The following is a 25,882-nucleotide window of genomic DNA, read 5'->3' as shown; positions in this document are numbered from 1 at the left end:
GCGATGCCTTGCTATGCCGGTTCGGTCACCGCCGCTTTCTGCAGCCTCGCCAGTTCCGGGTAGGGGATATGGCAGCGGATCGAATGGCCTGGCTGCGCCTCGGCCAGCGGCGGCTCCTGCTGCTCACAGATCGGGCCGATCTTGCGCGGGCAGCGTGTGTTGAAGACGCAGCCCGGGGGCGGGTTGGTGGCGCTGGGAATCTCGCCGTCGAGCCGGATGCGTGCCGTCTCGGTCTGGTCGAGCTTCGGCACGGCCGACAGCAGTGCCTCGGTATAGGGATGATGCGGGCCGGAGAAGACTTCCTCCGATGGCCCAATCTCCATGATGCGGCCGAGATAGAGCACGGCGATCTTGTCGGAGAGGTAACGCACCACGCCAAGGTCGTGCGAGATGAAGATGTAGCTGACATCCTCCTTCGACTGCAGGTCGGCGAGCAGGTTGAGGATCGCCGCCTGGACGGAGACGTCGAGTGCCGAGGTCGGCTCGTCGCAGACGACGATGCGCGGATCACCGGCAAAGGCGCGCGCAATGGCGACGCGCTGCTTCAGGCCGCCTGACAGCTGGCGCGGCTTGACGGCCAGATGCCGGTCGGTGAGGCGCACCGAGCGGACGAGGTCGTCGAGGCGCGCCTCCTGCGCCTTGCCGGAGAGGCCGGCCAGCCGCTTCAAGGCGCGGCCGAGGATGTGGCGGATCGAATGCGAGCGGTTGAGCGCGGAGTCCGGGTTCTGGAAGACGATCTGCATCGCCTTGACCTGGTCGTCGCCACGGTTCTCCAGCTTCGGCGCCAGCGCCTTGCCCTCGAGCTCGATGGTGCCGCCGTCATCGGGCGGCACAAGGCCGAGCAACAGCCTGGCGAAGGTGGTCTTGCCGCTGCCGGATTCGCCGACCAGTCCCAGCGTCTCGCCGGGCCTGAGATCGAGCGAGACATCTTTCACCGCGCGCAAGGGATGGCCGTGGCTGGCATAGGTCTTGTTCAGCCCGGCGACACGCAGCACCGGTGCGGTTGCCGGCTTGGGCGCCGTCGCAACATCGCTCGGTGTGGCGCGCGGCAGGGCTTGCGCCTTGTCGTGATGGAAGCAGCGCGACAGACGCTTGCCGCGCTCGTCGCTCAGATCATAGAGCGGTGGCAATTCGGTGCGGCAGCGATCGTCAGCGAGCGCACAGCGGTCGGCAAAGGCGCAACCCTTGATGTCGGCGCCAATGCCGGGCAGGAAGCCCGGAATGGTGTCGAGCCGGCCCTGGTCCTTGCGCTGGCCGCCGCGCGGCAGGCAGCGCAGGAGTGCTACCGTATAGGGATGGCGCGGGTCGTTGAAGACGACTTCCGTCGGCCCTTCCTCGACCAGCATGCCGGCATAGAGCACGCCGACCCGGTCGCACATGTTGGAGACGACAGCGAGATTGTGACTGATGAACAGGATCGAGGCCGAGAGTTCCTGCCTGAGCTGTGCGATGAGGTCGAGCACCTCCGCCTCCACCGTCGCATCGAGACCGGTGGTCGGCTCGTCGAGGATCAGCATCGAGGGGTCGTTGGCCAGCGCCATCGCGATCGCCACGCGCTGCTGCATGCCGCCGGAGAGCTGGTGCGGATAGCGCTGCATGACGCTGGGCGGATCGGAGATGCGCACGCGGTTGAGCATGGCAATCGCCCGATCGGTCGCCGCCTGGCCCGTTATGCCGCCAAGCTCGAAGATCTCGGTCAGTTGCCGGCCGATACGGATCGACGGGTTCAGCGCCTTGCCCGGATCCTGATAGACCATCGAGACGCTTTCCGCGCGGGCGCGCCTGAGCGCTTCTGCATCGAGCTTCATGACGTCCTGGCCGTCGAGCGAGATCACGCCGCCCGATATCGAGCCGTTCCTCGGCAAATAACGCACGACGGTGAGCGCCACGGTGGATTTGCCGCAGCCGGACTCGCCGACCAGCCCATAGGCCTCGCCTTGCCTGATGTTGAGGCTGAGATTGCGCAGCACGGCGCGGTTGCGTCCGGCCACCCGGTAAGCGACCGACAGATCGCGGAGTTCGAGGGCGTTTTCAGCCTTTGCGGAACTAGTCATTGAGCGCTCCATGAACGCCGTCGGCCACCAGGTTGACACCGATCACCAGCGAGGCGATGGCGAGTGCGTCGAACAGCACCGTCCACCAGAAGCCGCCGCCGATCATGCCGTAATTCGAGGAGATCGAGAGCCCCCAGTCGGGCGACGGCGGTTGGATGCCGAAGCCCATGAAGGAGAGGGTCGCGACCGCGAAGATGGCGTAGCCAAGCCGCACGGTGGTCTCGACCAGGATCGGCGGGATGACGTTGGGCAGGATCTCGACGAACATCGTGTGGAGCGCGCTTTCGTGCCTGAGCTGGGCGGCGGCGACATAATCGAGTTCGCGCTCGGCCAGCACCGCCGAGCGCACGGTGCGCGCAATGATCGGCGCGAAGCTCAGGCCAATGACGACGATGACGGTGGCCTTGGAGGTGCCGAGCGCGACGATGGCGAGCAGCGCGACAATGACCACGGGGATGGCCATGAAGGCTTCCAGGATACGGCTGACGACATCGTCGACGATGCCGCGGAAATAGCCGGTGAGCAGGCCAAGTGCGGTACCGGCCACCGTCGCCAGCAGTGTCGCTAGCGGGGCGACGGTGAGGATGTCGCGCGAGCCGACGATGACGCGCGAGAAGACGTCGCGGCCAATCTGGTCGGTGCCGAACCAGTGTTCGGCCGAAGGCGGCGCCAGCGCGTTGATGATGTCGTCGGCGAGCGGGTCATAGGGCGCGAAGTGCTCGCCGAACAGCGCGCAGGCCACCCAGAACAGCACAATGAACAGGCCGACAAGGAAGGTCCGCGAGCGCAGCAGCGAGAAAAGGACTTCCGCCAGGGGACTGCGCCGGCGCGTGTCGTCTTGCGGGGGAGAAGTGGTCGGGACGGCGCTCATTGGTCTGACCCCAGGCGGATGCGCGGATTGAGCACGGAATAGAGGAAGTCGGCGATCAACGTCGCCACGGCATAGACGATGCCGATGGTGAGGATGCCGGATTCCAGCATCGGAAAGTCCTTGCCGCGCGCGGCGGTGAAGATCAGCGAACCAATGCCCTGGTAACGGAACAGCGTCTCGATCACCACCAGGCCGCCGATGAGATAGCCGGTCTGGGTGGCGATGACGGTGATGGTCGGCAGCAGCGCATTGCGCAGCACATGGCGCCAGATCACCGTGCGCCAGGGCAGACCCTTGAGCACGGCCGTTCGCGTATAATCGGAATCGAGCGCCTCGACCATGCCGGAACGCGCCATGCGCGCGATGTAGCCGAACAGCACCAGGAACAGCGGCAGCGACGGCAAGATCAGATAGTAGAGCTGGGTGAAGAAGCCGGCATCCTTGGGCCATGCCGCCGAGATCGGCAGCCAGCGCAGCCAGACGCCGAAGATCAGGATCAGGATGATGCCGGTGACGAATTCCGGCAGCACCGTCACCGACAGGCCGCCCAGACTGATGATGCGGTCGAGCGGGCGGTTGAGGTTGAGCGCCGCTATCACCCCGCCCAGAATGCCGATCGGCACCACCAGCACGAAGGCGACAGCCGCCAGCTTCATCGAATTGCCCAAGGCATCGATGACGAACGGCGCCACCGGCGAGCGGAAGATGTAGGACGTGCCCATGTCGCCGCGGATAAAATTCCAGATCCAGGTGGCATATTGGGTGAGCAGCGGGCGATCGACGCCGAGCGTATGATTGAGCGCGTCGACCGCGCGCTGGTCGGCAAACGGACCAAGGATCGCACGCCCGACATTGCCGGGCAGCACCTGGCCGCCCAGGAACACCATGATGCTGAGCAGGAACAGCGTCACGAGCGACAGGGAAACACGCCTGGCAAAGAAGGAGAGAATGGCTAAGCCTCCTTATGATGGGGCTGCGGCCCGGCCAGGCCGGGCACGTCGGCTAAACGCACTGTGGCAGGCGGATCGAACGCTGTCACCGGGGGAACGGCTCCGTCAAATCGCGACACCTGAACAAGCGTCGAATTGCAGGTCGGCGATTGGGCAAGGCGCGACGTCCCCCGGTCGGGCGTCAGCACATTCGGATTGCCATGCTTTTCCAGACTGTTCGGCTGTCCGGGCGAGGAGGGGTCGAACCATGCACCGGTGGGCAGCTGGACGACGCCCGGGATCAGGCCATCCGCCAGCACGGCGCCCGCCAGGCACGCTCCGCGATCGTTGAAGACGCGCACGATCGCTCCGTCCACGATGCCGCGCGCGGCGGCGTCGGCCCGGTTGATCCACAGCGGTGCGCGGCCCGACACCTTGCCCGCCAGGCTGACCGAGCCATGATCGTACTGGCTGTGCAGCTTGTCGGCCGGCTGCGGGGAAAGAAGATGCAGCGGGAACCGGCTGGCAAGTTCGCTGCCCAGCCATTCCCGCGGCTCGCGCCAGACAGCGTGACCGGGGCAGTCGTCATAGCCGAAGGAATCGATCGTCGGCGAGAACAGTTCTATGCGGCCCGATGGCGTCGCCAGCCGATGCCGCTCCGGATTGGCGCGGAAGGAACCGAGCAAAGTCTGCGACGTCACCTGCCGGGCGAGGTCGGCGTGGCCGTCATGCCAGAAACGGTCGAAGGGCGGCATCTCGACCCCGGCCGCGTCCGCACTGTCCCTGGCCTGGTCGTAAAGCACCCGGATCCACTCGCTGGCTCCGCGCCCTTCGGTGAAAGCTTCACCGGTGCCGAGCCGCGCCGACAGGTCGGCAAAGATCCGATAATCGTCGCGTGCTTCCCCAACCGGGTCGATCGCTTGCTTCATGGCGACGACGAGGTTTTCGCGGTTCGAGAAGGCGAGATCGTTTCGCTCCAGCGGTGTGGTGACCGGCAGCACGATGTCGGCATGGCGTGCCGTCGCCGTCCAGAAAGGCTCGTTGACGATGATCGTTTCAGGCCGCCGCCAAGCCTCGACCAGGCGATTGAGGTCTTGGTGGTGATGGAAGGGATTGCCGCCGGCCCAGTAGACAAGCCGGATGTCGGGGTAGACCAGCGCGGCGCCGTTGAAGTCGAAGGAACCGCCCGGGTTGAGCAGCATGTCGGCCATCCGCGCGACCGGGATGAAGTCCGACACTTGGTTCCTGCCTTGCGGCACGGACGGCCAGCGGAATCCCATCTCCGGTCTTCCGGCGCCGTTGGTCGACGAATAGCCGAAGCCAAGGCCGCCGCCCGGCAACCCGATCTGGCCGAGCAGTGCGGCCAGCGTGATCGCCGCCCAGTATGGCTGCTCGCCATGGTCGGCGCGCTGCAGCGACCAGCTGACCATCACTATCGTGCGCTTGGCGGCCATTTCCCTGGCCAGCGCGACGATCCTGTCCTGTGCCACGCCGCTCAGGGCGGCAGCCCATACCGGGTCCTTCGGCTGGCCGTCGGTTTCTCCCAGGACGTAGGCCCGCACAGCCTCGAAACCGCTGCAGTAGCGCGCCAGGAATGCCTCGTCATGACGCCCTTCGCTGAGGAGGACATGGCACAGGGCCAGCATCAAGGCGGTGTCGCTGTTCGGCCGCAGCGGCAGCCATTCGGTCTCGACGCCGCGCGGTGCGTCGTCGCGCACGGGCGAAACATTGATCAGCCGGGCGCCGTTGGCGACGGCCTTTTGCAGGGCCGCCGCCGCCTCGTGACGGGCCGCGCCGCCGCCCTGTATCTGCGCGTTGCGCCAGGGCAGGCCGCCAAAGGCGATGATCAGTTGGCTGTGCCGCTCGATCCCGTCCCAGGTGGAATGATTGCCCGTCAGGCCATCGGTTCCGCCAAGCACATGCGGCAGGATGATCTCGGCCGCGCCGTAGGAATAGCTGAGCACCGAACTCGTATAGCCGCCGATCGTGTTGAGGAAGCGGTGGATCTGGCTTTGCGCATGGTGGAATCGCCCCGCGCTCGCCCACCCATAGGAGCCCGCATAGATGGCGCTGTTGCCATGCTCGACGCGGACACGGTCGAGTTCGGCCGCCACGATGTCCAGCGCCGTCTCCGAGGAGACTTCGACAAAAGCCTCGCTGCCGCGCCCGCCCTTACCGCCGGACCTGTCCCCCTCCAGCCAGCCGCGCCGGATAGCGGGACGGGAGACACGCAAGTCGCCCTGCACCGTGCCGAGCATGGACTTGCCGATCGGCGATGGATCGGGGTCGCCGCTCCATGGCTCGACGCCGACGAGCCTGCCGTTCTCGGCACGGATCTCGTAGGTCCCCCAATGCATGGTGGTGAGCAGGGTCTCGGACTCCATGGGACAATGATCAATCGTCCCGCAACGCGAGGCTCCGCGTCAGGCCGGCGCGCAGCGCCTTGACTCGGCCTGACAGCGAAAGCACCAGCCCCCGGAGGGGCTGGCAGTTGCGGGATGGGCCTTGTCTGCCTCCGCTTAGGCCTTCGATGCCTTGTCGAGGAACAGCTGCGACATGGCGGTCGGCTGCACGCCGGCCACGCCCTTCGCCGTCGCCGTCAGGTAGTCGTAGAAATAGCCGAAGATGACAGGCGTTTCCTCGAGCAGCAGCTTCTGGATCTTGCCGGCGTCGGCCTTCTGCGCCTCGAGGTCGAGCGCGCCGATGTAGCTGGTCGCCAGCGTGTCGTAGTCCTTGTTCTTGAAGTGCGCGGCGTTCCAGGTGCCGTCGCTCTTCAGCGGTGCTGCAAGGAACACGTTCGGCACGCCGCGGTGACCATAGTCGGTGATGCCCATCACCGAATCCAGCCAGTTCGATTTCCCGAACACCGCGTCGCCGTAATAGGCGCCCTGGTCGAGGATGTTGAGCTCGAGCTCGATGCCGATCTCCTTGACCCAGTTCTGGATGAGCTGGGCGTATTCGGGAATTTCCAGGTAACGCTCGGTGGTCAGGGTCACCTTGAAGCCCTTGCCGGCGCCGGCCGCTTCCATCAGCTGCTTGGCCTGTGCGATGTCCTGCTTGCGCTGCGGCACGCTGGTATCGGTCGAGGGATAGGCAGGCGCGAACGGGCTGTCATTGCCGGGCGAGGCGCGGCCCTTCATCAGGCCGGCGACCAGCTTGTCGCGATCGAGGCTGAGAGCGATAGCACGGCGCACGCGCGGATCCTTGAACGGATCGGAATCGCAGCGCAGATGCAGTTGCTGGTGCGCGACCGACTTCAGGCTGATGATGTCGACGCTCGGATCGTTGAGCAGGGCGACGCCGGCCAGAACCGGCATCTGGTTGATGATGTCGACCTGTCCGCCCTGCAATGCCAGGATCATCGGCTGCACATCGGTGAAGAAGGTGAACTCGGTGCGATCCGGCAGCGCCTTCTCGCCCCAATAGTCGTCGTTGCGGACGAAGGAGGCGCCGACCTTGGCCGTGTATTTTTCGATCTTGAACGGGCCGGTGCCGTCGAAGCTCTTCTCGTAGTCGCCCTTGTAGCTCGCCGGGATGATGACGGCGTTGTAATTGTCCGACGACACCATGTAGGGGAAGTTGCCGTTCGGCGCGTCGAGGTGGAATTCCACCGTGTAGTCGTCGACCTTCTTGGTGGCGCCCTTCTGCAGGATGCCGGTGAACACCGACAGCGCGTTGGACGAGTTTGCCGGGTCGGCAAGACGGTCGATGCTGGCCACGACATCGTCGGCCTTCATCTCGCCGCCCGAGTGGAATTTCACACCCTTGCGCAGCTTGAAGGTCCACACAGTGCCGTTGTCGTTCGGCTTCCAGCTCTCGGCCAGTGCCGGCTTGAGCACGAGGTCCGGGCCATCGACGCAGAGGAATTCGGCAACCTGCTGCATGACCAGCAGGCCGCCGGCGTCGGCGATGGTGACCGGGTCGATGGCTGCCGCCGGCACGCTGCTGGCGACGCGGATGGTGGCGCCGGCTGCGCCCGCGGCGCGCGCCAGCGACGGCATGCCGCCAAAGCCGGCAGCCGTGGTGATGCCGCCCAGAAGCGGCAGCGACAGGCCGAGCAGGCTGCCGTGGCGAATGAAGTCGCGGCGGCTGACACGGCCGTCGACGAGACCGTCGATGAGATGGTTTTCGAGCGGCGAGCGATTGCGCCGGATCAGGTCGAGAATGCGATAGTTCTTGCTCATGGGTTTAACCCTTTCCCCTGTTTCTTATGGCTGAAGATGCACTTCCGGTTGACGTAATTCCGAGGAGTTCTCCTGTCCCGGCCATCAACGAAGTCGGTCGACCCGGACTGTAGCATGCTGTCTTTTCTGGTCCATCCGATCCTTGCGGCGCAGGGGTCAGATTTCTTGAGGCAATGCTTCCACCCGTCAGATCCTGCCGTGGCGATCCAGATCGCTGCGGCGGACCTTTGTTGTTGGCTGGTCTCCTTTCCTTCTCTGTCTTCTAGTTCACCGGCAGGCGGCGATATGTGCCGGGCCTTGCCGGGTCATGATATTTGTTGCACGGGCCGTTCTCGGTGAAATCGCGATGGCAGGCCGCGAGGTTTTTCTGCGACAGCGTGACACCGAGACCGGGTCCCTCCGGCACGCGCACGACATTGTTCCTCGGCGAAAACGGCCCTTCCTCGGTGATGTCCATGGGCTGCATGCGAAACAGCGACTGGTTCGGCTCCCGGATCCAGCCGAGCGCTGCACACAGATGCAGGTAGGCGGCGCTGCCGATGCCGCTGTCGCCGCTGTAGCACCAGAAATCGACGCCGGCGTGCTCGCAGGCGCCGACGAAGCGCAGCAGGCGGCCGATGCCGCCATGCGTCGTCGGATTGCCGACGAAGGCGTCGGGAACCTTGAGGTCCATGGCGCGCGCAATGTCGATGTTGTGGGTCGAGAACGGGATCGAGCAATGCTGCCGCAACTGGCGCATCTCCTCGATGGTCGCCACCGGATCTTCCCAGTTGCGCACGCCGAGATCTTCGAGCGGCCGCGCCAGCCGCCGCGCCGTCGCCAGCGAATAGGCCTGGTTGGAATCGATGCGGATCATCGCCTCATCGCCGAGCCTTTCGCGGATCAGCTCGACCATTCTCAGCGAGATTTTCGGGTCTTCGGTCGAGAATTTGCCTTCGAAGAAGGTCGTGCCATGCGTCTCGTGCAGTTCGACGCAATAGTCGGCGACTTCCTCCGGCGTCGTCTCGCCTTTCACCTTGGGTCCGTCGCCGCGCAGCGAGAAATAATCGGTGAACGGTATGTCCTTGCGCACCGCGCCGCCAAGCAGCTGATAGAGCGGCTGGTTCCACGCCTTGCCGCGCAGGTCCCACAGAGCCATCTCTATCGCGCCGAAGGCCATGATGCGCGTGCGGTCGTTGATCGACTGCACACCGGTCCAGTAGGGCAGGCAGACATGCTCGGCGCCGGCAATGTCGAAAGCATCGCGGCCGACTAGGCGCTCGGCCAAAACACCATTGATGATCGCGGCCGCCGCCGGCGTCGGCGCCTCGCCGAGGCCGATCAGCCCATCTTCGGTTTCGACCTCGACAATGGTCTGCGAAAAGCCGTCGAGTTCGCCAAAGACCCAGCCATAGGGCGCTTCGAGGCGCAGATTGATCGGCGTGGCCTTGATGCTGCGGATTTTCATCTCAGCCGATCTCGAAGAAAGGCTTGCCGAGCAGGCTCGGGTCCACGTCGATGCCGAGGCCAGGCCCATCCGGAATGCCCATATGGCTGCCGGTGGCCGGCGGGGCGTTGAAGGCCGTGCGCACCGTCACCCATTCATGGAAGGCAATGGCATGCAATCGCCGCTCTTGCGGCGTAGACAGCGATAGATGTGCCATCGCCGCTGTGTCGATCTCTGCGCCGCCCGTGTCCTCGACAGTGATCATGAAGCCAAGATCAACGGCAACGTCGCGGATCTGCCGGGTCCTGGTCACGCCGCCCAGCCGCGAGATTTTCAGCGTCAATCCGTCGGCCGCACCCAGGCGGTGAATCTCGAGCATCTCTTCCAGCGACGTCACGGATTCGTCGAGCACCATCGGCTTGTCGAGCATGCGGCGCACCGTCATGTTCTCATCGATCGTCATGCAAGGCTGCTCGAACGTGTAGTCGATGCCACGCGTGGCATCGGCGAACTGCCGTGCCTGATACGGTGTCCAGCCGGCATTGGCGTCGCAGAAAATCACCGTACCTTTCGGCACGACCGAGGCGACTGTCGTTACCCGCTCGATGTCGTCGTGCACATTGCCGCCGACCTTGACCTGCAAACGGCGACAGCCCTCTGCGATGATCCTTTTTGCCAGTGCCGCCATCTGATCGAGCGTACCGTGGGTGACGACCCGGTAGGTCTCCGCCATATCGCTCTCGCGGCCGCCGAGCATGGTCACCAGGGGCACGTCGGCGGCGCGCGCGGCGAGATCCCAGCAGGCCATGTCGAGCGCCGATTTGATGTAGGGATGGCCCTTGAACACCGTGTCCATCAGCCGGCCGATGCTGGCCAGGCCGCGCGGATCGTGGCCGATGAGATGCGGCGCGATTTCCGGTACGCCAGCGCGGGCGCCGGCCGGGAAGGCGGCCGAGTAGAAATTGCCGAGCGGCGCCATCTCGCCCCAGCCGGTCAGACCGCTGTCGGCGGTGATGGCCACGATCACCGCGTCGAAGGCGTCGGCCTGGCGCCCCTTGGACATCCGGTAGGGCCCATCCACGAAGGGCTGCACGACATGGTAGGCTTTGATGGATTTGATCTGCACGTGTCTGTCCGCTGGCTACAATGTCTGGGGAATTGATCAGGCGCCCCTTGATGGGCGCTGTTCGAGGCCGCGTGCGTAAGAAAGCAGCTGTTCGAAATCGAGGTGGATATGCTCGCGGGCATGGCGCTGGGCAGCGCGCATGTCGGTGCCCTTCATCAGTTGCACGTAAGTCTCGTGGACGTCTTCGGCCGGCACCGGCTCGTTGCGCGCATGCTGGTGCAGCGCGAAATACATCTGCAGCCGGCTGGTCAGCCGCTGCCAGGTTTCCAGCAGCACGGAATTGTCGGCCCATTCATAGATCAGCCCATGCAGTTGCAGCGCCGTTTCGATCTGCCTTGTGGTGTCGAGGTTGCGTGTCGCCTGCTTCACCGCCTCGTGGCGGCGGTCAAGTTCATCGAAGAAACGCTGGTCGCGCAGCGGCCATGTGCGCTCGATAGCGAACTCGTCCAGCACCTGGTTGAGCGAATAGGCATCGTCGATGTCCTTGGCGGTGACATCGATGACGAAGGTGCCGGCATAGGGAATGCTGGTCAGGAGACCTTCCTGCACCAACTCGCGCATCGCCTCGCGCAATGGCGCGCGGCTGACCCGCATCTGCTCGGAAATCCTGAGCTCGTTGAGCTTCTGGCCGGGTTCCAGCTGACCGGTCAGGATCGCGCGCCGCAGCAGCGCGACGATTTCGGCGCGGCGCGTCGTGTCGGCAATCGGGCTGAAATCCGTCTTCACCATCCGGCCACTCCAGCGAGAACAGAAGGCAAGACAATCAGATTGTCGACAATCTAACAAGATGGCATTTTCGGATTTTTTCAACCCGGTCGATGAGTTGGGACGGCTCAGGCTGCCCGGCCGTAGAAGCCGACGCGCTCTTCGGTGCTGAACATCACACCCGGCTTCTCATAGTAGGAAAACACCGCAATCATGCGTTCGCGCTCGCCTTCGACCGTGGTGACACGGTGCGCGGTGTTCTTGCCGCGAAAGACATTCAGCGTGCCCGGCTTCATGCGCAGGATTCTTGCGTCGGGATCACGGCCTTCGAGCAACCGCGCGACGCCCTCATAGTTCGGGTTGTCATCCGACCTGAGATCGGTGCGGTATTCGAGGTCGCCGCCGCGCTCCGCCTGCTGCAGCAGCAGCGTCGTGGTGAATTCCGAACGGTCGAAATGCCAGTTCAACGCCTCGCCGGCGCGATAGGCCATGACATTGGTGCGGGCCAGCGGATCCTGCATGACATGCAGTTTTTCCTTGCCCATCGTCGCTGCCAGGAACCGCACCAGCGGTTCATACTCGTAGATGGCAAGCACGGTGCTGCCGGGAATCTGGTCGGCGCAGACAGTGTGGCTGATGGTTTCGACCTTGCGCAGCGCGGGATGCTCAGGTGCGAGTTCGGGGATATCGGGCTTGAAGTAGATGTTGTGCATGCGCTTGTGGACATGGGACTGCGTGTCCATCACCGGCTTGATTTCCCGCACCGCCTGTTCGGCGACGCCGGGCCGCAAAAAGCCTTCGAGGTTGAACATGCCGTCGGCTCTGAGGGCTTCAATCGACTGTTCGACGAGGCGTTTCCATTCGGCGCTGCCTTCGCGGTCGAGCGGATAGCGGTCGAGATCGAGAATGTCTTTCATGTCGCGTGCTCCATAGGTTGGGTACAGAAGATGGCAAAAAATTCTTTCTCTCAACGGGGAAAATTATTAGGATTGCCCAAGAAAAACTTGTGGAGCCTGGCGTGGAGAAACTGCCGCCGCTGAACGCGATCAAGGCCTTCGAGGTGGCCGCCCGCGCCGGCAGCTTCACTTTGGCCGCGAGCGAGCTTGGCGTGTCCTCGGCGGCGGTCAGCCAGCAGATCCGCAATCTCGAAAGCTGGTTCGGCAAGCAGTTGTTCGTGCGCACGGGCAACCGCATCACGCTGACAGATGCCGGCCATGCCATCTATCCGCAGACCGCGCGTGCGCTGGGCGACATCGCCGCCATTGGCCAGCGCATGCTGGAAGGCGGCTTGCGAACGCGCCTTGTCGTCAGCGTGCCGTTTTCGCTGGCCGAGCTATGGTTGGCGCCGAGGCTGGCGGCGCTTCTCGAGGCCTTCCCGCATATGGCGATCGATGTGCGGGCGGAAGACGATCCGATCGACCTGATGCGCCAAAATGTCGACCTGCGCATCTCCTATGGCGACTATCACTATCCCGGCCTGCGGATGGTCCGCCTCGTCCATGACGACGTGCTGCCGGTCTGCGCGCCGGAATTCTGGCACCGGCACGGCAATGGCGATCCGGAGCTCACGGAGCTGCACGAGAGCCTGTTCATCCACACCAATTGGGGCCCGAACTATGCCTCGCACCCGACATGGGCTGACTGGTTCGCTGCATGCGGCGGCAGCCGCTCGCCCGACCCGTCGCATGGACGCCGTGTTGGCTTGTCCAGTCTGGCGATCGCTTCAGCGAGACTGGGTCTGGGGGTAGCGCTCGGCCAGCGGGTGATGGCGCAGGCCGATCTGGAGGCCGGCCGCCTGATTGCGCTGTCCTCCGTTTCGGTGCGCCTCGGTCACCCCTATTGCGCCTTCATGCCGCCGGCCAAGGCCGACCGCGCCGATGTCGCCGCTCTTGTCGGCCTGCTCGTGAAAGCGGCGCCCACGACTTGAAAAAATGGCGCCCCGACCTGTGGGAAGGCCGGGGCGCCGCGCAAAAACCGGGCCTGCGGGGGATTCAGGTAGCCGGTTTCTGTGGCAGTGGCGAGATCGGCATTCCAGGTCCGATCTTCTGCAGATTGCCAGTTATAACCTGGTCGCCTTCGGCAACGCCGCTCAGGATGGCCACCAGATCGCCGCTGGTCGGGCCGAGTGAGACCAGCCGCTGGTCGACCGTGTTGCCCTTGCCGACGACGTAGAGATATTTGCCGAGCTGGCTCGAACCCAGTGCCGTCTGCGGCACCATCAGCGCATCGGGCTGTTGCCTGATATGCAGCCGCACGCGAACATACTGGCCCGGCATCAGCATGAACTTGGCGTTGCCGATTGTGGCGCGTGCGGTGATCGTGCCGGTCGAGTGGTCGACTGTGTTGTCGATGAAGGTGAGTTCACCCTTCTGGGTCGACTCGGTCTCACCCGGAAGCAGAACCTCGACATCGATCGGGCCGGCCGCGCGGGCCTGCTCGATCTCGGCCAGATCCGTCTCGCTCGGATTGAAGGTGACATAGATCGGGTCGAGCTGCACCAGCGTGTTGAGCACCGTGCCGGCGACGCTGACCAGCGTGCCGACCGAAGCCTGATTGCGACCCAGGCGCCCGGTGAACGGAGCATGGATCTCGGCGTAGCTCAGATTGAGCTCCGCCGTGCGCACGGCCGCCTGGTTGAGCGCCAGCGACGCCTGCGCTTCACGCAAGGTGCTGGTGCGCTGGTCGAAGCTGTCCTTGTCCAGATAACCGCTCTTGGCGAGCTCGGTGCCGCGGCCGAGATTGGACCGCGCATAGTCGAGCGTCGCCGTATCGCGCTGGACCTGGGCTTTTGCCTGGTCGAGCGCGGCCTGGAAGTCGTCAGGCGAGATCTTGTAGAGAATGTCGCCTTGCCGGACATCGGCGCCGTCTTGCGCCGTCTGTTCCTGTAGGTAGCCAGGCACGCGGGCCTGCAGCGTGATGCTGCGAATAGGCTCGATGCGGGCGGCATAGTCGAGATAGATCGGGATCGTCTTCTTGACGACGTTTGCCACCGGCACCGGCATCACGAATGCCGCAGGAGCGGGCGCAGCCCCAGCCGTGCTGGCGCTCAGCCTGAGATTGCCCATGTCGAGCAGGTGGACGCTCGCCACCGAGATCGCACCCAGCGCGACCGCCGTTCCCAACGCAATTTTCCATTTACGCATAATATTTCTCCAATCTTATTCGGCCGCTTCCGCCAGGGGAGGGAAGGCGGGTTCGGCAGTTGGTTCAGTATGCTTGGAGGCGGGCTCGCCGCTTTCGCGGCGCTCCCGCAACTGTTCGATGACCGCGTAGAAGACCGGCACGAACACCAGCGACAGGATGGTCGCGGCGACCATGCCGCCAAACACCGTGGTGCCGATCGACTGGCGGCTTGCCGCACCGGCGCCTGTCGCGAACATCAGCGGCAGCACGCCGAGGATGAAGGCGAAGGCCGTCATCAGGATCGGCCGGAGTCTCAGCCGCGCGGCTTCCATCGCCGCCTCGACGATGCTGAGGCCTTCCTCGCGCCGCCGTCTGGCGAACTCGACGATCAGGATGGCGTTCTTCGCTGCCAGGCCGATCAGCATGACGAAGCCGATCTGCGAGTAGACGTCGATCTGCATGCCGCGCACCCACAGTGCGGCAAACGCGCCGAACAGTGCGAGCGGCACGGCGAGCAGCACCATGAACGGCATCGCCCAGCTCTCATACTGCGCCGCCAGGATCAGGAAGACGAAGACGATGGCGAGGCCGAAGACGACGGACGCGATCGATCCTGCCTTCAGTTCCTGGAAGGTGATGCCGGTCCATTCGAAACCGAAATCCCTGGGCAGCGCGGTGGCAGCCGCCCGTTCCATGGCGGCAACCGCCTGGCCCGAGGAGAAGCCCGGTGCGGCACCGCCATTGATCGAGGCCGACGCGTTGTTGTTGTAGTGCGGCACGGTCTCCGGACCGACGAAGGGCACGAGCTTGCCCAGTGTGCTGAGTGGCACCATGCCGCCGGAGGCATTGCGCACATAGAGCCGCGAAATGTCGGCCGCGCCCGCACGTGCATCCTTGTCGGCCTGGATGGTCACCCGGAAGGTGCGGCCGAACAGGTTGAAGTCGTTCACGTAGAGCGAGCCGAGATAGATCTGCAGCGTGTTGAAGACGTCGGGCAGATTCAGGCCGAGCAGTTTGGCCTTGCTGCGGTCGAGGTCGTAGTTGAACTGCGGCGTCGAGGTCGAGAACGGCGAGAACAGCTGCTGCGGATTGATTTCCGGCTGCTTGCGCGCCTCGGCGATCACGGCTTGCGTCGCGTCGTTGAGGGCCGTGCTGCCGCGACCGGTGAGATCCTCGACGACGAATTCGAAGCCGCCCGTGGTGCCGATACCCGGTATCGAAGGCGGATCGAAACTCAACGCAAAGGCTTCCGGTATCTGCAACAGCTTGCCGCGCACATCGGCAACGAGCTTTGAGGCGCTCTGGTCGGGAGTACGCTCCTCCCAGGGCTTCAAAATGGCAAACTCGACCGCCGAGTTCGATTGCGCGGCACTGGTCAGGAAGTTCAGGCCGCTGATCGAGCCGACAATGTCGACGCCGGGGGTTGCCTGGAGGATGTCGCGCGCCTTCTGGGCCACCGCGTCGGTGCGCTCAAGCGAGGCACCGTCCGGCAGCTGGATGACGACGAAGAAATAGCCCTGATCCTCGACCGGGAGGAAGGTCGAGGGCAGCTTCTGCCAAACGAAATAGGTGGCAACCAGGCCGGCCGCGAACAGGCCGAGCATGATCCAGCGCAAGCGGATAAGAATGCGCACACCATGAGCGTAAGCATGCGACAGTTTGTCGAAACCTGTATTGAACCAGCGGAACAGCACGAACTGCGTCTCGCCGCGATGGCGCAGGAAGGCGGCACTGAGCGCCGGGCTGAGCGTCAGCGAATTGAAGGCGGAAATACCGACCGAAATCGCCACCGTCAGCGCGAACTGGTTGTAGAGCTTGCCGGAAACGCCGGGAATGAAGGCGACCGGCACGAACACGGCCATCAGCACGGCGGTGGTGGCAATGATCGGACCGGTGACTTCGGCCATGGCGGCCTTGGTCGCCGCCAATGGTTTCAGCCCGGCCTCGAGCTGTCGTTCGACATTCTCGACCACCACGATGGCATCGTCGACGACGAGGCCGATCGCCAGCACCATGCCGAGCAAAGACAGCATGTTGAGCGAGAAGCCCATCATCTCCATGACGACGAGCGTCGCCACCAAAGACACCGGAATGGCGATGGTCGGGATGATCGTTGTGCGCCAGCTCTGCAGGAAGACGAACACCACGGCAACGACGAGCACCAGCGCTTCGCCGAGCGTGATCAGAACGTCATGCATCGACGCCGAGACGAAGCGCGTCGTGTCGTAGTGCATGGCGTAGGAGACGCCCTTCGGAAAACGGGCCGACAGCTCCTGCATCTTGTCCTTGACGCGCTGCTGAAGGTCGAGCGCGTTGGAACCAGGCATCTGGTAGACGGCGAGCACGACGGTCGGGTCCTTGCCGAAGAAGGCCGAGGACGAATATTGCAGCGCGCCGAGCTCGATGCGCGCGACGTCGCGCAGCCGCACCAGCGAACCGGTGTCGGTGTTGGCTCGCACGACGATATCGCCGAACTCCTTCGGGTCACTCAGGCGGCCGACGGCGTTGACCTGCATCTCGAAAGCCGTGCCGGCCGGTGCCGGCGACTGGCCGATCTTGCCGGCAGCCACCTGGACGTTCTGCTCGGCGATGGCATTCTGCACATCGACGGCGGTGATACCGAGATTGGCGAGCTTGTCCGGGTCGAGCCAGACGCGCATCGAATAGCGCCGCTCGCCGAAGATCTGCACGTCGCCGACGCCTTGCAGGCGCTTCAACGGATCGACGACCTGCAGATAGGCAAGGTTCGACAGCGCCACCGGATCGACGGACTTGTCGGGCGAGGTGAGGTTGACGATCAGGACGAAGTTCGGGTTCTGCTTCTTGATCGTCACGCCGCCCTGGTTGACGATCGCCGGCAGCGACGACGCCGCCTGCGAGACGCGGTTCTGGACGTCGACGGCGGCGGTGCTCAGGGAATAGCCGACATCGAAGGTGATGGTGATGGTCGAGGAGCCGTCATTGGAGCTCGTCGACGACATGTAGGTCATGCCTTGCACGCCGTTGATCTGCTGCTCCAGCGGCGTCGTCACCGTGTCGGCGACGACTTGCGCGCTGGCGCCCGGATAGTGGGCGCTGACCACGACCTGGGGCGGCGTGATGTCTGGGAACTGCGAAACCGGCAGCAGGAAATAGCAAATCGTCCCGGCGAGCACCATGATGATGGCGATCGCCGAGGCGAAGATCGGACGGTGGATGAAGAAGTTTACCACGACACACATGCCTCGCCGACTGCTGTTGCCCGCCCGAAGGCGCTGGCAAGCCTGGACAACTGGCCGTGCCCGTCACGGGAGGCTTCCCGTGAGCGCAGCAACGGCACCTCACGACGCTGCCCATCGGCAAGCGAGCGAAGCATCTTCTCGAAGGCGCGGGGGTCGACCCCATCTGCTTTCATGACCAGCCGGATCATCGGATCCCGGACGGCCTCATCAATGGTAAGATCGCGGCGCTGTGGCATTGGCCGGCTCCTTGTCTGTCGATTCACAGCCCATGCTCGCGAACCGTTTTTCATCTCTTCACCGGCCGGAGCCGCATGAACTGCAGTTTTTCGCTCATCCCCATCTGGCAGGACCAGTTCACGGCCTTGTTATTGACGGAAGGCGACATAGGTGTTACCAGTAAGTAACATTTGCATAGTTACAGACCGGTAACACCCTAGTCAAGAGGTGGCCGTGGTTTTTAGGAAACGAAAGGAGATCATGATGACAGACGGCGTCGTGGAGCGCTCGCGTCCCCGGGATCGAATCCTCGAGACGGCGCGTGACATGTTCCACAAGCACGGCATCAAGGGCGTCGGCGTCGACGCCATCACCGAAGCTGCCGGCACGAACAAGATGACGCTCTATCGTCACTTCGAATCCAAGGACGAACTGATCGTCGAATGCCTGCGCGCCAATGCGGCCAAGGCCGGCGCCATGTGGGAAGGGTTCGAAACGGAGTTTCCCGGCGACAAGCTCGCGCAGCTGCATGCCTGGGTTCGCAAGGCCGCGGTCATGCTCAAGGCTGACGGCCGCGGTTGCGACATGGCCAATGCCGCCGCTGAGTTGACCGAGCCGGACCATCCGGCCAGGCTGGTGATCAAGGAACTCAAGGAGGCCCAGCGCGAGCGCCTCGTGGCGTTGTGCCGAGATGCGGGCATTGGTCAGGCCGAACTGCTTGCCGACACACTGTCGCTGCTGTTCGAAGGCGCGCGTGTCAGCGTGCAGACGGTGGGCACCGAAGGGCCGAGTACGCAGTTCGTGCGCATGGCCGAAGGGCTGATCGTTTCCTTCCGAGGCACTGCCGCCGGTTGAAGCCCGCTGCGACTGTTGGCGATTTACCGGTCGTATGACCGCGACAGTGCGCGCCCTTTGGCGCGGGCGGCACAGGAATTTCCGACGCCTGAACGAAAAAAGCCCGCTGCCGGGAGGAGGTGGCAGCGGGCTCGATTTCGAATGTGGCGCGGGAGGAGGTGCACCCCATTCAGCGTCGGCATCGCATCTGGGAGGAGTAGATGGCCGACAACCAGAACCTACGAGTTGCCCAATGATTCGGCAACAATGAATTGTGCATAGCAGCTGTGCAGATTTGCCGTGTCAATTATCCTACAAATCCGGGAAACCAGCATCACCAGGCAGTGCCGCCTCATTGCACCGGCACGTTTTCCCGAAAAATCAGGCGCGGCTCGATGAATTTTCGCGTCAGGTAGGGCGCCGATGAGGCGATGGAGCCGAGCAAGCGGATGACCGACTGTTCGGCGATCAGCCTGGCATTCTGGTCGATGACGACGTCGGCGAGGTCGTCGACGAGATAGCCGCGCGTCTCCCTCGTCAGGTCATGGCAGATGAACACCGGCTTGCGGTTGGGCCGCGCTTCGCGGATGGCTTTCGCGACGCCGGAGCGTCCGGCGCCGACGCAATAGATGCCGAGCAGTCCCGGCTCGTTGTGCAGCGCCTTGATGGTCTCGGCGTAACTGGCATCCGGCTCGTCATTGATCTCGACGGCGCTGGTCACGGTGAGATTGGGAAATTCCTCGCCGAGCACGGAGCGAAAGCCCATTTCACGCTCCTCATGGCCGCGATAGGAGCGCGAACCGACGACCATCGCCAGATGGCCCTCACGACCGCCGAGGAAGCGCCCCATGAGAAGCGCCGCCGTCCGCCCCGCCACCCGGTTGTCGATGCCGACATAGGCCGAGCGGGGAGCGGCCGGAATATCGGACACCAGCGTCACCAGGCGGATGCCGGCCTCGACAATGTCGCGCAGGATGTTGCGGGTTCGGGGGTGGTCGACGGCGATGACACCGACGCCATTGGCTCTCAGCGACAGGTTTTCGACGGCGCTCTGCAGCGCGCTCGGCGAGATGCCGGCGAGGTTGTGGATCCGGCAGGAAGCGACGAGTGGTAAGCGCGATGCATAGTCCTCGATGTGCCTTGCCAGATCCTGCATGAAGGCGTTGCTGCCGATCGGCAGAAAGAATTCGAGGTGCGCGGGCTTCGAGGGAAGCGTCACCTGGTCCGCGACCGGCAGGTAGCCGAGTTGCTTGGCGGCCTCCATGACGCGTTGCCGATTGGCCGCGCTGGCGCCGGACCTGTTATTGAGCACCCTGTCGACCGTCGCGGTCGAGAGCCCGCAATTCCTGGCAATGTCGGAGACGGTGGCCTTCATGCCGCAACCCTATGCGCCGATGCGATGGCGCGCCAGACGAGTGATGTGTCATGCGATGTGATGTGAGGGATGTCTGATCGACACCCATCACCGCGATACGCATTCGCCTGCTTCGACAAGACGGCTTCAGCCCATCCTCAGTGCGGCGGCTTGCCGTCGGCGATGGCGTCGCGGATTTCCTTGTCCGACATGCCGGTGATGATCCGCTCGACTTCCGTCACGGTTGTTTTCTTCGGGTCGATGTCGTCGGCGACCACCTTGCCCCGCCGCATGACGACGATACGGTCGACCACCTGGAAGACGTGATGGATGTTGTGCGCGATGAAGATGCAGGAATGGCCGGAATCGCGGGCGCTGCGCACGAAGCTCAGCACGCCTTGCGTTTCGGCGACGCCGAGATTGTTGGTCGGTTCGTCAAGGATGATGAGGTCGCTGTCGAAATGCATGGCGCGCGCGATCGCCACCGCCTGGCGCTCGCCGCCCGACAGCGAGCCGATCGGCGTCGTTGGCGGAATGTTCTTCGAGATGCCTACCTGTTTGAGCAGGTCGCGAGCGACAGTGTTCATCGCCTCCTGGTCCATGCGGTTGAGAAAGCGCGGCGGTTTGATCGGCTCGCGCCCGAGGAACAAATTGCGGGCGATCGACAGTTGGGTGACCAGCGCGGAATCCTGGTAGATCGTCTCGATGCCCTGCGCGATGGCGTCGCTGGTGCTGCGCAAGGTGACCTTCTTGCCGCGGATGAAGATGTCGCCGCTGGTCAGCGGCACGGCACCCGATAGTACCTTGATCAGCGTCGACTTGCCGGCGCCGTTGTCACCGAGCAGGCCGACGATCTCGCGTTCGTTGACATGGAAATTGGCATCCTCCAGCGCCTGCACGCGGCCATAGGATTTGCGGATGTTCTGCATGCGGATCAATGGCTCGGCCATGGTTCAAGTCCCTGCCTGATGCCGGCGTTCCAGCCATGAGTGGAGCGCCATCATGCCAAGGATGATCGCGCCGATGAAGATGTTGTAGGCAAGTCCGGGCACGCCGATCAGCACGATGCCGTTGCGCATCACGCGCAGGATCAGGATGCCGAGCACCGTGCCGATGATGGTGCCGCGTCCGCCGGTCAGCGCCGTGCCGCCGATCACCACCATGGCGATGACTTCGAGCTCGTAGCCGGTGCCGCTGTTGGGGTTGGCGGCGGAGGTGCGCAGCGAGGAGATGACGCCGGCCAGCGAGGCCATGAGCGACGACAGGACGAACAGGCCGATCTTGACGCGGTTGACATTGACGCCGCGCGCCCGCGCCGCGTTGGGATTGCCGCCCGCCGCCTGGATCCAGTTGCCGGTCCGGCTCTGCGTCAGCACATAGCCGAGCGCGATCGCAGCCGCGATGAACCAGAACAGCGACATGTAGATGCGGAATGGCCCGATGAAGAAATCGCCGACCAGCGCTTCCGCCAGCCAGCTGCCCTCAGCACTCCAGGTGCGCTGCGGAAAACCGTCAGTGATGAAAAGGGCACTGCCGCGCACCACCAGAAGCATGCCGAGCGTCACCAGGAAGGACGGGATCTTGAGCTGCGTTACGAACCAGCCATTGATCAGGCCGATCAAGGCGGCGACCAGCAGCGCGACGACGAAGCCCATCTCCAGCGACGTGACGCCGCCGTTGAACAGCGTCCACATCAGCACCGGCGAAAAGCCGAACAGGGATCCGACGGACAGGTCGAATTCGCCTGATGTCATCAGCAAGGTCATCGCCAGCGCGATCAGGCCGAGTTCGACGGTGAAGGCCAGCGTGTTGGAGATGTTCTGCGGCGACAGGAAATCGTGGTTGAAGCCCCAGAAAACGCCGATCTCGATGACGAGCAGCACGAAGGGACCAAATTCAGGCCGCGCGATCAGGCGTTGGACAAGCGAATGATTTTCCACTGGGAACCCGCGACACGGTTGGAACGGGCCACGATCTCCCCGCCTCGGATGGACAGGTCGCGGCGCAAGATATCTGGCGCCGCATGCCAAATGGGCGCGGCGCCAGGGATCGCGGGTTACTTGCCGGACAGGATCTTGTCGTAGACGCCGGCGGTGTCTTTCTCGTAGAGCGCGCCGGTGATGACGTTGAAGCCCGGAGGAATGCCTGACGCGGCCATGTTGGCGAGCGACAGCGCGACATAGCTGGTCGCCTGCGGGTCCTGCCACTGGCCGGCATTGACATAGCCGTTCAGCACTTCCTGCGTGGTGTCGAGCGAATTGCCCCAGCCGACGACCGGAATTTCGCCCGGCTTGACGCCGACCTGGTCGAACACCCGCTTGATCGAGCCGGTGACGAGGTCGCCGAGCCCGATGATGGCGTTGACCTTGCCCTTGTGGGCGGTGAGGTAGTCGACCATGCGGTTGATCACCTCGGCCTGGTCGAGCGTCGCTTCGGTCACCTCATAGGTGATGCCGAGCGGTCCGAACACGCTCTTGATGCCTTCCTCTTCCTGGACGCCATAGGTGGCGCCGGGGACCTCGACCGGCATCCAGACGAAGTCGCCCTTCTTCACCAGGCCCTTGTCGACCAGATATTGCGCCCAATGCTTGCCGAAGGTGACGTTGTCGCCGCCGACATAGGCATTGAAGTTGGCCTTGGGATCGGGCGTGTTGAAGTTGATGATCGGGATGTTGGCCGCACGGGCTTCCTTGACGATCTCGACAAGGCTGCCCGGATCGGGGCTGGTGGTGACGATGCCGTCGGCCTTGGCCGAGAGCGCGGCACGAACCGCTTCCTGCTGGGACGCGACGTCGCCATTGTGGAACGAGGTGTTGACGGTGTTGCCGGTGTCCTTGGCCCATTGCTTGGCGCCGGCCAGGAAGTAGGTCCAGACCGGATCGGCCGGGCCGCCATGTGAAATCCAGTAGAAGGTCTTGGCCTGCGCCGCTGCCGGAATGACCGTCAGCGCGACCAGCAGGCCGTAGAGCACAAGTCTCAGTCTTGTCAGCATTTGATTTCCTCCCGGTTGAAGATGATCCGTCCCTTGTTCCGGCTCCGGCCGGATTGCGTCTTTTGCCAGCGCCGCTCGGATGCCTCAGAGCATTCCCTTTTTCGACGAATGGCAAGCCTCCATCTGCAGATGTAGTTGGCGCCTGACGCGGCGCCATCACCGGACCCATCAGATTGCATCAGTTGCGGTGACTTTTTTTAGGGCAGTCGGATGATTGGCGGTGAGGCTCAGCCGAGCGGATTGTCCCCGCTGTGTCCGGCACGCCGGTTGCGCCACAGCCTGACCAGCCGGTCGGCCGCCAAGGCAAGCACGACCAGAGCACCGGTGGCGAAAGCGGCCCAGATAGCATCCACGCCAAGCAAGGTCATGGCGCTCAGTATCGCCTGGAGGATGAGCATGCCGATGGCGGCACCGATGACGCTGCCGTTGCCGCCCGAAAGCGATGTGCCGCCAATGATGGCCGCCGCGATCGCCAGCAGTGCAAACGTGCCGCCGTCACCGGGGGCAACGGCGCCCTGGGCGCCGATATGGATCACGCCGGCAAGCCCGGCCATCGCACCCATCAGCACCAGCGTCAGCAGCCGTACTTTGGAGGTTGGAATACCGGCATGGGCGGCAGCTTGCGGATTGCTGCCCACGGCCTGGACCCGGTAGCCGAAGCGGGTGCGGTGGAGGACGACATGCAGTGCCAGCGCCAGCACGACGAAGATGACGCCTGCCGCCGGCACCACGACGAACGCCTTGCCCGACAGCGTGGCCAAGACATCCGCGCCTGGCGGCGCAGTTGTTTGTCCCTTGCCGGCGACCAGCGACAGGCCCTGGATCATCCACCATGTGCCGAGCGTCACCAGCAGAGCCGGCAGACGCAGCGCGATCACCAGAAGGCCGTTGATCAGGCCAAGGCCGGCGCCGGCCGCGACACCCGCCAGCGCGGCAAGCCAGGGGTCCACTCCGGCAACCATCAGCAAGGCGGTGAAGGTCGCTGCAAGATGGAACACCGCACCGGCCGAAAGATCGATTTCGCGCGTGGCGAGCACGAACACCATGCCGATCGCCAGCAGGCCGGGCAGGGCGGCCTGGCCCAGCACCGAGAGCAGATTGGCCGGTTCGAGGAAGGAGGGGCTCAGCCAGCCAAGCAGTGCAACCAGGGCGGCAAGCGCAACAGCAGCACCGGTCTCGGCCGGCAGCCGGACGCTGCGTCTGGTTTGATGGGTCGCTGACCCGGCAAGCGGCGGCGCGGTCTCGGTCCTGGTCATGCCGCACTACTCTCCCGATTGCTCCGACGGTTTTCGTCCACGGGCTTGCCCGACGTGATCAGCGTCAGAAGCCTTGCCACGTCCATTTCGTCGCCGGCGATTTCGCCGGCCAGCCTGCCCTGATGGAAAGCATGGATGCGATCGCAGAGCCCGGTCAGTTCGGACAGTTCGCTGGAATGCAGCAGCACGATGCAGCCGCTGGCCGCCATCTGGCGGATCAGCGCGTAGATTTCCTGCTTGCTGCCGATGTCGATGCCGCGGGCAGGCTCGTCGAGCAGCACCACTTGCGGGCCGATCTCCAGCCATTTGGCGATGATCACCTTCTGCTGGCCGCCGGCCGAAAGCGAGCCTGCCGGCATCTCCGGCGCGCTCCTGATGTGCAGCGCCTCGATCTGCCGCGCGGCGCGGCCGAGCGCCGCTTGGGGTGAATACCAGCGCGATCCCCAGTTGCGTGCGCCGACGACGACGTTCGCCATGTTGAAGGCGATGGACTTGTTGGGCATCAGCCCATTGCCGCGCTCGCCTGAGATCATGCAGATATTACGCCGCGCCGCCTCCATCTGCGTCCTCGGCAAGCCGTCGCCATCGGGAAAACGCACCTTGCCCCGGCGCGGTTTGCGCAGCCCGAACAGCAAGGCAAGCAGGTCCCGCGCTCCGGGACCGGCAAGCCCGAGAATCTCGCCCGCGCGCGCCGTGAAGTTGACAGCGGAGAGAATACCACCGCCGAGCCCGTCAATGGTGATCTGCGGCCGCAACGTGCCGGCAAGCGTCGGCAGGGCTCTGAGCGGCAGCGGGAACAGCGACTGGCGCAGCTGCCCGATCATCGCTTCCTCGGACGCTGTCAGCTCCTGCCGCGCCTTTGACAGCACGTCGCGGCCGTTGCGGATCACCGTCAACTGGTCGGCAATGGCAAGCGCGTCCCCCAGCCTGTTCGACGCATAGAGCATGCTCATGCCCCTGGCTTTGAGCCCTCGCAGCACCGCGAACAGCCGCTCGCTCTGGCGCTGGTCGAGCGCCGAATTCGGGTCGTCAAGGAGGAGCAGCCTCGGGTTTTCCAGAAGCGCGCGGGCGATCGCGACCAGCTGCCGTTCACCGGGCCCGAGATCGCCGAGCGGGGCATGGACATCGACATCAAGGCCAAGCTGGCGAAGCAGGTCACGGCTGCGTGCCTCCATTTCGCGCCGCGAGATCAGCCCGTTGTGGACCGGCTCGCGGTTGACGAACAGATTGGCCAGCACCGGGCGCTCGGGAAACAGCCCCGGCTGTTGCAGGACCACGCCGATACCCAGTTTGCGCGCCGCGTTGGGACTGTCGATCGTCGCGACCTTGCCGTCAAATTCGATGACGCCGCGGTCTGGCCGGACAATGCCGGCCAACACCTTTGTCAGCGTCGATTTGCCGGCGCCGCTTTCGCCGACCAGCGCGTGGATCGAGCCGCGCTCGACCACAAGGTTCATGTCATCGAGAACAACTGTGCCGCCAAAGCGCCTGGCGACGTTGCGCACGAACAGAATCGGCGAATCGGACATCGGAACGGCCCCCCGACCGCACCGCGATCTTGAAACGCTTTGCGTCCGCCGTCACTGGAATT

Annotated in this window: 20 protein-coding genes; 2 read left to right on the top strand and 18 right to left on the bottom strand. The window is 64.2% G+C overall.

Features of this window, described 5'->3' with window-relative positions; all coding sequences use genetic code 11:
* Window positions 1-11: 11 nt before the first annotated feature.
* From CKW40_RS04805 to CKW40_RS04765, 9 genes are all read right to left on the bottom strand, one after another.
* A complete protein-coding gene (locus CKW40_RS04805) occupies window positions 12-2,054 on the bottom strand; it encodes an ABC transporter ATP-binding protein (RefSeq protein ID WP_095198780.1) in 2,043 nt (680 codons plus the stop codon).
* Window positions 2,047-2,925, bottom strand: coding sequence for an ABC transporter permease (locus CKW40_RS04800; RefSeq protein WP_095198779.1), 879 nt, complete (start codon window positions 2,923-2,925; stop codon window positions 2,047-2,049). Before CKW40_RS04800 ends, CKW40_RS04805 begins: the two co-directional genes overlap by 8 nt.
* Window positions 2,922-3,875, bottom strand: a complete 954-nt coding sequence (locus CKW40_RS04795; RefSeq protein ID WP_095198778.1) for an ABC transporter permease — start codon at window positions 3,873-3,875, stop codon at window positions 2,922-2,924. Before CKW40_RS04795 ends, CKW40_RS04800 begins: the two co-directional genes overlap by 4 nt.
* A gap of 2 nt (window positions 3,876-3,877) precedes the next feature.
* On the bottom strand, window positions 3,878-6,238 hold the full coding sequence (locus CKW40_RS04790; RefSeq protein WP_095198777.1) for a molybdopterin-dependent oxidoreductase: 2,361 nt from the start codon (window positions 6,236-6,238) through the stop codon (window positions 3,878-3,880).
* A gap of 135 nt (window positions 6,239-6,373) precedes the next feature.
* Window positions 6,374-8,038, bottom strand: a complete 1,665-nt coding sequence (locus tag CKW40_RS04785) for an ABC transporter substrate-binding protein (protein ID WP_095198776.1) — start codon at window positions 8,036-8,038, stop codon at window positions 6,374-6,376.
* Between the two features lie 262 nt (window positions 8,039-8,300).
* Window positions 8,301-9,485 (bottom strand): mandelate racemase/muconate lactonizing enzyme family protein, encoded by a 1,185-nt coding sequence (locus CKW40_RS04780; protein WP_095198775.1) that lies wholly within the window; start codon window positions 9,483-9,485, stop codon window positions 8,301-8,303.
* Window position 9,486: 1 nt separating this feature from the next.
* Window positions 9,487-10,590: a mandelate racemase/muconate lactonizing enzyme family protein gene (locus CKW40_RS04775; RefSeq protein WP_095198774.1), complete on the bottom strand. Its 1,104-nt coding sequence runs from the start codon at window positions 10,588-10,590 to the stop codon at window positions 9,487-9,489.
* 36 nt (window positions 10,591-10,626) lie between these two features.
* Window positions 10,627-11,319 carry a GntR family transcriptional regulator gene (locus tag CKW40_RS04770; RefSeq protein ID WP_095198773.1) on the bottom strand — a complete coding sequence of 231 codons (693 nt, stop codon included), beginning with the start codon at window positions 11,317-11,319 and terminating at the stop codon, window positions 10,627-10,629.
* 104 nt (window positions 11,320-11,423) lie between these two features.
* Window positions 11,424-12,212 carry a HalD/BesD family halogenase gene (locus CKW40_RS04765; RefSeq protein WP_095198772.1) on the bottom strand — a complete coding sequence of 263 codons (789 nt, stop codon included), beginning with the start codon at window positions 12,210-12,212 and terminating at the stop codon, window positions 11,424-11,426.
* A gap of 101 nt (window positions 12,213-12,313) precedes the next feature.
* Here CKW40_RS04765 and CKW40_RS04760 point away from each other — a divergent pair, with 101 nt between their 5' ends.
* The gene (locus tag CKW40_RS04760) at window positions 12,314-13,222 is read left to right on the top strand and encodes a LysR substrate-binding domain-containing protein (RefSeq protein WP_095198771.1); all 909 of its coding nucleotides are present in this window, start codon (window positions 12,314-12,316) and stop codon (window positions 13,220-13,222) included.
* A 64-nt stretch (window positions 13,223-13,286) separates the two neighbouring features.
* Here CKW40_RS04760 and CKW40_RS04755 read toward each other — a convergent pair whose 3' ends face one another.
* From CKW40_RS04755 to CKW40_RS04745, 3 genes are read right to left on the bottom strand one after another with little or no spacing between them, the layout of a single operon-like run.
* A complete protein-coding gene (locus tag CKW40_RS04755) occupies window positions 13,287-14,438 on the bottom strand; it encodes an efflux RND transporter periplasmic adaptor subunit (RefSeq protein WP_095198770.1) in 1,152 nt (383 codons plus the stop codon).
* A gap of 15 nt (window positions 14,439-14,453) precedes the next feature.
* Complete coding sequence (locus tag CKW40_RS04750; protein WP_095198769.1) at window positions 14,454-17,630, bottom strand: multidrug efflux RND transporter permease subunit; 3,177 nt, start codon at window positions 17,628-17,630, stop codon at window positions 14,454-14,456.
* A complete protein-coding gene (locus CKW40_RS04745) occupies window positions 17,624-17,875 on the bottom strand; it encodes a hypothetical protein (protein ID WP_095198768.1) in 252 nt (83 codons plus the stop codon). The genes CKW40_RS04750 and CKW40_RS04745 overlap by 7 nt, the downstream gene beginning before the upstream one ends.
* A 244-nt stretch (window positions 17,876-18,119) precedes the next feature.
* Here CKW40_RS04745 and CKW40_RS04740 point away from each other — a divergent pair, with 244 nt between their 5' ends.
* Window positions 18,120-18,710 (top strand): TetR/AcrR family transcriptional regulator, encoded by a 591-nt coding sequence (locus CKW40_RS04740; RefSeq protein WP_095199139.1) that lies wholly within the window; start codon window positions 18,120-18,122, stop codon window positions 18,708-18,710.
* A gap of 331 nt (window positions 18,711-19,041) precedes the next feature.
* Here the strand turns inward: CKW40_RS04740 and CKW40_RS04730 are convergent, their stop codons facing one another.
* The 6 genes from CKW40_RS04730 to CKW40_RS04705 form a co-directional block, all read right to left on the bottom strand.
* Window positions 19,042-20,064 (bottom strand): LacI family DNA-binding transcriptional regulator, encoded by a 1,023-nt coding sequence (locus CKW40_RS04730; RefSeq protein ID WP_095198767.1) that lies wholly within the window; start codon window positions 20,062-20,064, stop codon window positions 19,042-19,044.
* Window positions 20,065-20,201: 137 nt separating this feature from the next.
* Window positions 20,202-20,993 carry an ATP-binding cassette domain-containing protein gene (locus tag CKW40_RS04725; RefSeq protein ID WP_095198766.1) on the bottom strand — a complete coding sequence of 264 codons (792 nt, stop codon included), beginning with the start codon at window positions 20,991-20,993 and terminating at the stop codon, window positions 20,202-20,204.
* Between the two features lie 3 nt (window positions 20,994-20,996).
* Entirely contained in the window at window positions 20,997-21,983 is a 987-nt protein-coding gene (locus CKW40_RS04720; protein ID WP_095198765.1) for an ABC transporter permease, read from the bottom strand.
* A 116-nt stretch (window positions 21,984-22,099) separates the two neighbouring features.
* Window positions 22,100-23,035: a substrate-binding domain-containing protein gene (locus tag CKW40_RS04715; protein WP_032929324.1), complete on the bottom strand. Its 936-nt coding sequence runs from the start codon at window positions 23,033-23,035 to the stop codon at window positions 22,100-22,102.
* 227 nt (window positions 23,036-23,262) lie between these two features.
* The gene (locus CKW40_RS04710) at window positions 23,263-24,291 is read right to left on the bottom strand and encodes an ABC transporter permease (protein ID WP_095198764.1); all 1,029 of its coding nucleotides are present in this window, start codon (window positions 24,289-24,291) and stop codon (window positions 23,263-23,265) included.
* Window positions 24,288-25,820, bottom strand: coding sequence for a sugar ABC transporter ATP-binding protein (locus CKW40_RS04705; RefSeq protein ID WP_095198763.1), 1,533 nt, complete (start codon window positions 25,818-25,820; stop codon window positions 24,288-24,290). The genes CKW40_RS04710 and CKW40_RS04705 overlap by 4 nt, the downstream gene beginning before the upstream one ends.
* Window positions 25,821-25,882: the final 62 nt, after the last annotated feature.

The organism is Mesorhizobium carmichaelinearum (assembly GCF_900199455.1).
Lineage (GTDB): Bacteria > Pseudomonadota > Alphaproteobacteria > Rhizobiales > Rhizobiaceae > Mesorhizobium > Mesorhizobium carmichaelinearum.
Note: the sequence above shows the minus strand (reverse complement) of the source record. Positions and strands in the feature narration are given on the sequence as shown.

Excerpts from the sequence above, each read along its gene's own strand:
- CKW40_RS04805 (WP_095198780.1), bottom strand. The coding sequence starts at position 2,054 with ATGACTAGTTCCGCAAAGGCTGAAAACGCCCTCGAACTCCGCGATCTG.
- CKW40_RS04800 (WP_095198779.1), bottom strand. The coding sequence starts at position 2,925 with ATGAGCGCCGTCCCGACCACTTCTCCCCCGCAAGACGACACGCGCCGG.
- CKW40_RS04790 (WP_095198777.1), bottom strand. The coding sequence starts at position 6,238 with ATGGAGTCCGAGACCCTGCTCACCACCATGCATTGGGGGACCTACGAG.
- CKW40_RS04785 (WP_095198776.1), bottom strand. The coding sequence starts at position 8,038 with ATGAGCAAGAACTATCGCATTCTCGACCTGATCCGGCGCAATCGCTCG.
- CKW40_RS04780 (WP_095198775.1), bottom strand. The coding sequence starts at position 9,485 with ATGAAAATCCGCAGCATCAAGGCCACGCCGATCAATCTGCGCCTCGAA.
- CKW40_RS04770 (WP_095198773.1), bottom strand. The coding sequence starts at position 11,319 with ATGGTGAAGACGGATTTCAGCCCGATTGCCGACACGACGCGCCGCGCC.
- CKW40_RS04765 (WP_095198772.1), bottom strand. The coding sequence starts at position 12,212 with ATGAAAGACATTCTCGATCTCGACCGCTATCCGCTCGACCGCGAAGGC.
- CKW40_RS04755 (WP_095198770.1), bottom strand. The coding sequence starts at position 14,438 with ATGCGTAAATGGAAAATTGCGTTGGGAACGGCGGTCGCGCTGGGTGCG.
- CKW40_RS04745 (WP_095198768.1), bottom strand. The coding sequence starts at position 17,875 with ATGCCACAGCGCCGCGATCTTACCATTGATGAGGCCGTCCGGGATCCG.
- CKW40_RS04740 (WP_095199139.1), top strand. The coding sequence starts at position 18,120 with ATGACAGACGGCGTCGTGGAGCGCTCGCGTCCCCGGGATCGAATCCTC.
- CKW40_RS04730 (WP_095198767.1), bottom strand. The coding sequence starts at position 20,064 with ATGAAGGCCACCGTCTCCGACATTGCCAGGAATTGCGGGCTCTCGACC.
- CKW40_RS04725 (WP_095198766.1), bottom strand. The coding sequence starts at position 20,993 with ATGGCCGAGCCATTGATCCGCATGCAGAACATCCGCAAATCCTATGGC.
- CKW40_RS04715 (WP_032929324.1), bottom strand. The coding sequence starts at position 23,035 with ATGCTGACAAGACTGAGACTTGTGCTCTACGGCCTGCTGGTCGCGCTG.
- CKW40_RS04710 (WP_095198764.1), bottom strand. The coding sequence starts at position 24,291 with ATGACCAGGACCGAGACCGCGCCGCCGCTTGCCGGGTCAGCGACCCAT.
- CKW40_RS04705 (WP_095198763.1), bottom strand. The coding sequence starts at position 25,820 with ATGTCCGATTCGCCGATTCTGTTCGTGCGCAACGTCGCCAGGCGCTTT.